Origin of the sequence: Fischerella muscicola PCC 7414, assembly GCF_000317205.1 — a bacterium.
GTDB lineage: Bacteria > Cyanobacteriota > Cyanobacteriia > Cyanobacteriales > Nostocaceae > Fischerella > Fischerella muscicola.
In genome coordinates this window covers 19,668-28,032 of the sequence record NZ_AJLK01000070.1, presented here as the reverse complement: position 1 = coordinate 28,032, position 8,365 = coordinate 19,668, and the positions used below count along the sequence as shown (strand labels likewise).

The following is an 8,365-nucleotide window of genomic DNA, read 5'->3' as shown; positions in this document are numbered from 1 at the left end:
AACCGTTACCTATTTTTACTCCGGAAATAGGCCAAGTTCTTGAACCGTCATCAGTACCCGTATGTTTATAGAACAGCATATCGCCATTCGATTTTATGGCATAGACGGCACCATTATCACCAGCAAATACTTGTTTAAAGTTCCAACCGTTACCGATTTTTACTCCTTGAATCGGCCAAGTAGGTGAGCCGTCATCAGTACCTGTATGCTTATAGAAAAGCATATCGCCATCCGATTTTATGGCGTAGATTGGGTTTGCTAGTGCAGGAAATGACCACAAACTTAAAATCACCGAAATGGCTAATGCCTTTAAACTTTTCATTGCCTTTCATCCTCTTTAGGGTTCTTACTGAGCATAATATCTTCTTGAATTTGCTGATTTGAAAAAAAATTCTAGATTACAAAAATTGAGAATTTATACACAAAAGAACGCAGTCGGTAGGTTGGGGTAGACGCACGAGAAATCTTTAATGCTAAACGGAAAATTCTATTTTGCGTCGTAACCCAACATCAATAATTTTGAGAAAAGGGAAATTATGGGATAGAAGTTTAAAGATGGTAAACCTACAGGGTAATGTTGGGTTACGGCGGAATGAAATTTTTTGATTTGTATTAAGTATCAATCATCCCATCCGCCTAACCCAACCTTGCATCTTAGGAGTAGTGGTAGACAGTCTCTATCCTATGTAATCAAAATTCCACTTACTTTGTCTTCACTCATTGCCATCCGGGCGACAAATTCATCTCCACCATCAGCGAAACTAAGTTTCCACAGATAGATTTGATATTCGTGTTGTTTGAGATTACCGAAGTAAGTAATGTTATAACCCTCTTCCATACGTGGTGATAGTTGGGAGCTAACCGAGTCAAACATTTCTTTGCTAATCCCTGTTTTATAGTCAGAATCTCCAACTGTCAGGAAAAGTTCGTAATTTGCTGTTGTTATGGCATCCAAGATTGTCTGTAAACTAGCAATTGTATTTTCTGGAGGATGTGTCGAACTCATAAATTATGCACTCCCGCAGCGATCGCAATCCTATTTCTCAATTCTTTCTGATTCATTATGTCCAACCTCGCAATTTGACTTAACACTAAACGCCATAAATCTTACTGAGCATGAATAAACATTTGCGCGAAATAGTATTCGCCTTTGTCATTCACGGCAACTCCTATTCCAGTTAGTTCAGTTTGACTCAAGATATTATTTCGATGACCGGGACTATTCAGCCACCACTGAACTGCTGGTGTTGCAGGATCGCTATCACAACCAAAGCAGTAATACTCATTTTCGTAGTACGCATAGCTATTGTGAGGGATGATTTGTGATAATGCTTGCCCTCGCTGCTCAATTCCTTGATGATTGAGAGGTTTTCCGGCGTTAGCCATTTCTTGAGCATATGCCTGCACTTGCTGATTTACGCAAGCATCTAGTTTCAGAGGCGCGAGACCTTGAGAAGCTCGATACTGATTAACTTGGTTGTATACGCTTTGTTGTATTTGGGCTAAATTTGGATTTAGCTTATAGATATAACATTTTGTCACAACATTAGGGCGAGTTATGATACCTGATGGTCTTGCGACTTGAGCTTGAGTTTTATCTTGGTAGCTAATTAAGGTAGAACCGACTGAAGTCGCGGATAGAGTTAGTATCGAAACGGAAAGGAAAATGCGTCTGAGCATATATATCACCTTGATTTAAAAGCATAACTGAGTAGCTCACCATGTTGAGATTTGGCGATCGCACTTGCCAATCCAAGCGATCAAGAGCAAATACAAGCGGCTTCAATTAACCCGATGTATCAGGTTAGTTAGCTTTTGCTAATCGCTCAGTTAGTTCTCGATCTTCTTGTTGATAAATAGCCTTTTCTTTTTGAATAAAAATGTCTGCTAAAGCAGTATAAGCTTCAGCCCATGCTGAAATAACTTCATCATTTGCAGCATCTTGCAAAACATCTTTCATTGCCTGCAAAAGCTTTTCCCCAATTAACGGATACTGTTCAGGAAGTATGTGAGTCTCTACATGACGATGGGCAATGTGTTCTACTGCCATAGCCAACTCATCTAGGCGGTCAATATGAGTAGCATAAGCATAAACAGCCGCAGCTAACTTGTGTGCTTGCTCACCACCATCTAGATGCTGCATCCAAGTGGTTTCAAAGCCGCGTTTATAGTCAGGTCGCTCTGCAAAGGTAATTTCATACATCCGCCTGGTAATCTCTTCACCTTTTTCTCTAATAATCGGTGCAGTTGCCTTGACAATTTCAATCGTTTTTTGACTAACCATTATTTAAAATTCTCGCCAAGGGAGCTTTGAATGATGGGTATATTGCGCTACTTGAGATAGAGAGGTGTGGTAATACTAAACGTCGCGTCCTTTCTGAACAGATCACTACCGTCTGAGGCGTCTATCCACAACTCAAAATTCTTGTGTCGTATATAGTGTCCAGGAAAATTAAGGGATTCAAATGAAGAAGCATTATTATCAAAGAGTCCAGGCACATAGCAAAACGTAGCATCTTCCCTAAAAAGAAAAGCTTCTGATTGATTGTTCTTGCCAACTTCAGCCGAAAATTTTCGTGTCTCAAGAAGTAACCTGGAAAGTTGACGGACTCAAATGAATTACATTGGCTATTTGCTAACCCTGGAATAAGTCTGTAGGTTGCGTCTTTCTTTCCCAGCTCGTCACTGATTGGCTCTATGTAGCCCAAGTAATTCTTGTGGCGAATATAATGATCGGGAAAGTTATACGAACTAAAGGAAGTAAATTGACTTTTGGTTTGAGAATAAACTGGAGATGATGTCAGCAAAATCCCACAGACTGACAAACCTAAAGTTGCAATACTCAATATTTTTTTCAAAAATTTAAATTTCATAATTATTCCAATTTATTGTTTTTACAAGTTGTGATTTTAAGTTTGAGTAATTTGGGCTTTCTCATCACTAACTAAGATTATGTGTTCTCATTTAATAGCTGTCTATACCTAAAAAATCAGTGTTTAAATTGGGAATTTTTAAACTAAAGAATCAGTTTTCTGTAAAAGATCAGTAAATGTCATAAAAAGTCAGTTGCAGGTCAGACTAATTTTAATTACGACCTCTAACTCCTAATCAAATAAGTAGATATACACGGTTAAATTGAAATATTACGTCAGTTAACAATCTAGACAAAATAGTTAACATAAAAGGGTTTAGCTTACCTAACATTACTGATTCAATACTCTATTGAACTCCTGACATTTTCTGGATCGACAGCCATAAAATTACGATGCATAATTCCAATCAAGGCTGAATTACTCAGATCTTGCACCAACCCCATATCCCGCTTTGATAACCAGTGTAATTAATTGCGATCCAAAAAAGTAATTTCAGTCATCTATTCATCAAACATTATTCAATTAAAGTAGATATAAATCATGTCCAAAAAATATTTAGGAACAGCCTTGGCAACTCTTACCACTCTGGGTGGGTTGGGTACATTAACACTTCTTCTGACTCCAATATCCGTTGTACAGGCTGGTTTTGGTAACGACAATATAGCTTGTGCTTACGATCGTCCTTGCATAGATAATCTCTATCAAGACGGTAATAGCTTAGTCATTCATTGGAATGGCCAGGAAAACTACGATACTTACAATGTGCGTTGGTCGCGTCCCGGTAAAGATGAGGTTCAAATCAAACGCCCTGGAGGTGGAAGCGGAGACTTTAGAGTCAATAATGTCTATTCGGGGACTACCTATACTTTTAAAGTCCAGGGCTGTAACACGCATTTCTTAGGGCGTTCAACATGTTCTCCTTGGGAAGAACAGTCAATTACAGCTAATTAAACTTGGAAGTATCAAGGGGTTTCCTTTCCTTAAGTCTTCACTGGGACTTAAACCGTCAATTTTGTCCCAAGGTTTGATTGCTGCCATCGTTTATTCTCCTACTAATATCAATGCTTGATTGATCACTTGGTCAGATAGATACATTCCACAGAGACGCAGTTGTTCGATAACCGGACGCGCTGCTGGAATTACTCCCCGTTGTTTGGCAGTAAGAACTATACCTAGAGTTCCTCGTACCGGGATTCCTAAAGCTACTGCACAACGACGGGCTGCTAAATCATCCAGAATTACTTCTGTACCAGTATTTACATAAGCCCAAGTTAACACAGCAGATTCGCCAGCGCCTAAATCCCAACTTTGAATAATTGCGGGAACAGATGGTGTGACAACCTCTACCAGCCAAGAAGTAGTTGCTAACGCCATTGCGGTTACATCCGTCTGTCCGTATGCTTGAATTTCCTGGGCTACGGTCTGGGGAACAATAATTTCTGGACTGACTATCTGCAATAGGTGGAGAAAGCCACCCTTAGTCAAAAAAATCAGTGGTGAGGTGTTGATTGCAGGACATTCAGCCACGATTTAACTCTTGTTGCAAGTCATCAAAGTCTACAGCAAACACATCTACTTGCTCACGGGCAAGGGCTGCAAGAAAATCACGGCGGTTTAAACCTGCAATTTGAGCAGCTTTTTCCTGGGAGATTTCACTCTTTTGATACCAATAAATAGCAGCAGCCAGCCGCATATCACGCACAAAGTCATCTGGGGGAAGACGACGGGCTGAGAAAACTTCTTCAGGTAAGTCTAAATTTACTCTGGTCATGGGTTTCTCCACAAATTGATTGGATGGCTTGGTGCTGGTGAAAGGATAATTTTACCAATTATTAAATGACGCTGAATGGCAATTTTTATAATCTCACACCCTATAGAAATGATTTCGTAAATAATCGTAAATAATCCAGTTTATGCTTTAAAAGTACTTGCTAAAAGAACGAGATAAAGTACTCTTGATAATTTTAACAGTTATAATCTGGATGCTAAGATTAGCCATTGAAACATCATGACAAATTTAAACTATTACAAACTTGGAGGTAGTCTAGAATATCAACACCCAACTTATGTGGTGCGTCAAGCCGATTATGACCTTTATGAAGGCTTAAAAAATGGGGATTTGTGTTATGTCTTAAACTCGCGGCAGATGGGTAAGTCTAGCTTGCGAGTTCATATTATGAAACAACTGAAAGAGCAAGGTATACAATGTGCATCGGTTGATTTGACAAGAATTGGTAGCCATGTCACACCTTCCGAATGGTATGGTGGCTTTGTTTCTGAGCTATTGCGGGGGTTTGGTTTATCCAGAAAAGTGAATTTTGGAACTTGGTGGCGATCGCAGGAATTTTTACCACCAAAACAAAGATTAAGTGAATTGATTGATGATGTATTATTAACAGAATTTACTGGAAAAGTTATCATTTTTATTGATGAAATTGATAGCATTTTAAGAATCAATTTTAAAGATGATTTTTTCGCTTTTATTCGTGCTTGCTATAATCAACGGGCAGATAATACAGAATATCAACGACTCACATTTTGCCTATTGGGAGTAGCGACTCCTTCTAATTTAATTGCTGATACAAATCGCACACCTTTTAATATAGGAAGAGCTATCGAATTAACTGGATTTAAATTAAATGAAATAGACGCTTTAATTCGAGGTTTCGAGGGAAGAGTTGCTAGACCGAAAGCAATAATGGAAGAGGTGTTAAAGTGGACTGGTGGGCAGCCATTTTTAACTCAGAAACTGTGTCAACTAATTTGTAATTCTAGTTATTCATTCCTAGAACATCAGGAAAAGCAATGTGTAGAGGAATTGGTGCAAAACCAAATCATTGAAAATTGGGAAGCACAGGATGAACCAGAACATTTACGAACAATCCGCGATCGCCTCACGCAAAATGCAGAAAATCAAACTGGGCGATTATTAGGGTTATATCAGCAAATTTTACACCAGGGAGAAATCCCCGCAGATGATAGCCCCGAACAAATGCAACTACGTCTGACAGGGTTAATTGTCAAGCAACAGGGAAAACTGCAAATTTATAATCGCATCTATGCAGAGATATTTAATCAAGTATGGCTCGACAAAATCTTGACAAATATTCGACCCTATGCACAAATGTTAAATGCTTGGGTAAATTCTAATTTTCAAGATGAGTCGCGTTTGTTGCGTGGGCAAAGTTTGCAGGATGCCCGCAATTGGGCAGCAGATAAAGGTTTAAGCGATTTGGATCGAAGATTTTTAGATGCTAGTCAGGAATTAGAAAAGCGGGATGTTCAGAAAAGATTACAAGCAGAAGCAGAAGCGTCAAAGATTTTAGCAGAAGCGAATGAGGTTTTAGTTGCAGCCAATCAAAAAGCCAAACGACGGATTCAGATTGGCGGGGGAGTATTAGCGATCGCCCTGATTACAGCAATAGTTGCAGGAATTTGGGCAAATACGATGATCAAAGATATACAACGAGAAAGAATCAAATCCCTGAGTATCTCTTCCACTGCTTTATTAAACTCCAATCAAGAACTTGATGCTTTAGTCACAGCCCTCAAAGCAGCTATGCAATTACAATCAACAACTTGGGCAGATGCTAACACTAGAGAATTAGTAAGATTAGCATTGCAACGTGCAGTTTACAAAGTCAAAGAACGAAACCGCTTAGAAGGATACAATGATGCCGTCAGAAGTGTAAATTTTAGTCCAAATGGTCAAAATATTGTGACTGCTAGTGAAGATAACACAGTTAAACTTTGGAGTATTGATGGCAGAGAAATCAAAAAATTCACTGCCCCAAATCAGATTTTTATCAGTGCGACTTTTAGTCCAGATAGCAAGATGATTGCTGCCATTAGTGCAAATAACACCGTCAAAATTTGGGGTTTAGATGGACGGGAAATTATCACTTTCCAAGGGCAAGATGAAGAGGAGTTTGTGAGCAGTATTTGTTTCACCTCTGATGGTAAATTAATTGCTGCTCCTAGTCAAGATAATACAGTCAAACTTTGGGATATTAAGGGACAGGCAATTAAAATTCTCAAAGGGCATAACGACTCTGTTTGGAGTATCAGTTGCAGCCCTGATAATAAAACTCTTGTCACAGGAGATCAAGAGGGAGTCGTCAAAATTTGGAGTATTGATGGACAAGAGATCAAAACTTTTAAAGCGAGTGATAAATCGATTTTTGGTGTGAGTTTTAGCCCAGATGGTAAAGCGATCGCCACTGCGGGAGGAGACAACACAGTCAAACTGTGGAGTTTAGATGGACAAGAATTGAAAAATATTGGCAGACATGAAAACTATGTTAATAGTGTCAGCTTTAGTTCAGATGGTCAGACAATCGTTTCTGCTAGTGCTGACAAAACAGTTAAACTTTGGAGTATTGATGGCAAAGAACTGAAAAAGCTCAAAGGACATAATCATTCTGTCTTTAGCGCCAGTTTTAGTCACGATGGGAAAATCATAGCCTCTGCTAGTGCTGACAACACAGTTAAACTTTGGAGTATTAACAATCAAGAACTCAAAACTTTCAGTGGACATAATGATTCTCTTTGGGCTGTAAATTTTAATCCCGATGGGAAAATCATTGCTTCTGCTGGAGATGATAAAACTATTAAACTTTGGAGTCTTGATGGTCAACAACTTAAATCCATTAGCCCAAACAGTAACCTCGTTTGGAATCGAGTTTGGAATCTTAATTTCAGTCCTAATGGTCAGATAATTGCTACTGCTAATTCCGAGAAAACAATCAAACTTTGGCATTTAAATGGTCAAAATCTGAGAATTTTCACAGGACACAAAGACGAAGTTATTGATATCAGCTTTAGCTCTAATGGTCAAACCCTAGTGAGTGCTAGTTATGATGGTACAGTCAAACTATGGGCTATTAACGGTCGAGAACTGAGAACTTTTAGAGCAAATGCTGGTAAAGTTCGGAGTGTTAATTTTAGTCCCAATGGTCAGACAATTGTCTCTGCTCATAATGACGGCACAATCAGACTTTGGAACTTAGAAGGTAAGAACCTCAAAACCATCAGAGGACATAGTAGTTATGTTACCGATGTCCATTTTAGCCCTGATAGTCAAATAATTGCCTCTGCCAGCCGGGATAACACTATTAAACTCTGGAGTTTGGACGGTCAGGAACTCAAAACACTCAAAGGTCATACTCCCGGAGAGATTAGATTTAGCTTTAGTCCTGATGGCAAAATTTTGGCCTCTGCCAGCGCTGACAACACAATCCGACTTTGGCAGGTAACAAATGGTCAAGAAATCAAAACTATTGAGGGAAATGGTTATCCTTTCTGGAATATTAGCTTCAGTCCTGATGGCAAAAAAATTGCCTCTGTCAGTGAGGATGGACTTGTTGAACTTTGGAATGCAGAAACTCTAGATTTTGAGCAGCTAATTGCTAGGGGCTGCAACTGGTTGGATGATTATCTGAGAAACAATTCTCGCCTGAACGAGAAAGATAAACAGATTTGTAAATAAAGAC

Annotated in this window: 8 protein-coding genes and 1 pseudogene; 2 read left to right on the top strand and 7 right to left on the bottom strand. The window is 39.0% G+C overall.

Annotation, left to right across the window (positions count from 1 at the left end; all coding sequences use genetic code 11):
* The 5 genes and pseudogenes from UYI_RS32385 to UYI_RS40180 form a co-directional block, all read right to left on the bottom strand.
* Positions 1-322, bottom strand: a 322-nt coding sequence (locus tag UYI_RS32385) for a tachylectin-related carbohydrate-binding protein (protein ID WP_035138405.1), incomplete at its 3' end; no start/stop codon positions are given.
* 360 nt (positions 323-682) lie between these two features.
* On the bottom strand, positions 683-1,006 hold the full coding sequence (locus tag UYI_RS0110165; RefSeq protein WP_016866556.1) for a hypothetical protein: 324 nt from the start codon (positions 1,004-1,006) through the stop codon (positions 683-685).
* A gap of 101 nt (positions 1,007-1,107) precedes the next feature.
* A complete protein-coding gene (locus tag UYI_RS0110160; protein ID WP_016866555.1) occupies positions 1,108-1,680 on the bottom strand; it encodes a CAP domain-containing protein in 573 nt (190 codons plus the stop codon).
* A 124-nt stretch (positions 1,681-1,804) separates the two neighbouring features.
* Entirely contained in the window at positions 1,805-2,284 is a 480-nt protein-coding gene (locus UYI_RS0110155; protein WP_016866554.1) for a globin domain-containing protein, read from the bottom strand.
* Positions 2,285-2,331: 47 nt separating this feature from the next.
* A pseudogene (locus tag UYI_RS40180) lies at positions 2,332-2,873 on the bottom strand (AbfB domain-containing protein).
* 540 nt (positions 2,874-3,413) lie between these two features.
* Here UYI_RS40180 and UYI_RS0110145 point away from each other — a divergent pair.
* On the top strand, positions 3,414-3,824 hold the full coding sequence (locus tag UYI_RS0110145; protein ID WP_016866553.1) for a fibronectin type III domain-containing protein: 411 nt from the start codon (positions 3,414-3,416) through the stop codon (positions 3,822-3,824).
* Between the two features lie 90 nt (positions 3,825-3,914).
* On the opposite strand, the gene UYI_RS0110135 is transcribed toward UYI_RS0110145, so the two are convergent.
* Complete coding sequence (locus tag UYI_RS0110135) at positions 3,915-4,400, bottom strand: DUF3368 domain-containing protein (RefSeq protein WP_016866552.1); 486 nt, start codon at positions 4,398-4,400, stop codon at positions 3,915-3,917.
* On the bottom strand, positions 4,393-4,644 hold the full coding sequence (locus UYI_RS0110130) for a UPF0175 family protein (protein WP_016866551.1): 252 nt from the start codon (positions 4,642-4,644) through the stop codon (positions 4,393-4,395). The genes UYI_RS0110135 and UYI_RS0110130 overlap by 8 nt, the downstream gene beginning before the upstream one ends.
* Positions 4,645-4,881: 237 nt before the next feature.
* On the opposite strand from UYI_RS0110130, the gene UYI_RS0110125 reads away from it, so the two are divergent.
* Positions 4,882-8,361 (top strand): WD40 domain-containing protein, encoded by a 3,480-nt coding sequence (locus UYI_RS0110125; protein ID WP_016866550.1) that lies wholly within the window; start codon positions 4,882-4,884, stop codon positions 8,359-8,361.
* Positions 8,362-8,365 lie beyond the last annotated feature (4 nt).

Bases quoted from the DNA above. Each gene is read 5' to 3' on its own strand.
- UYI_RS0110165 (WP_016866556.1), bottom strand. From the start codon at position 1,006: ATGAGTTCGACACATCCTCCAGAAAATACAATTGCTAGTTTACAGACA.
- UYI_RS0110160 (WP_016866555.1), bottom strand. From the start codon at position 1,680: ATGCTCAGACGCATTTTCCTTTCCGTTTCGATACTAACTCTATCCGCG.
- UYI_RS0110145 (WP_016866553.1), top strand. From the start codon at position 3,414: ATGTCCAAAAAATATTTAGGAACAGCCTTGGCAACTCTTACCACTCTG.
- UYI_RS0110155 (WP_016866554.1), bottom strand. From the start codon at position 2,284: ATGGTTAGTCAAAAAACGATTGAAATTGTCAAGGCAACTGCACCGATT.
- UYI_RS0110125 (WP_016866550.1), top strand. From the start codon at position 4,882: ATGACAAATTTAAACTATTACAAACTTGGAGGTAGTCTAGAATATCAA.
- UYI_RS0110130 (WP_016866551.1), bottom strand. From the start codon at position 4,644: ATGACCAGAGTAAATTTAGACTTACCTGAAGAAGTTTTCTCAGCCCGT.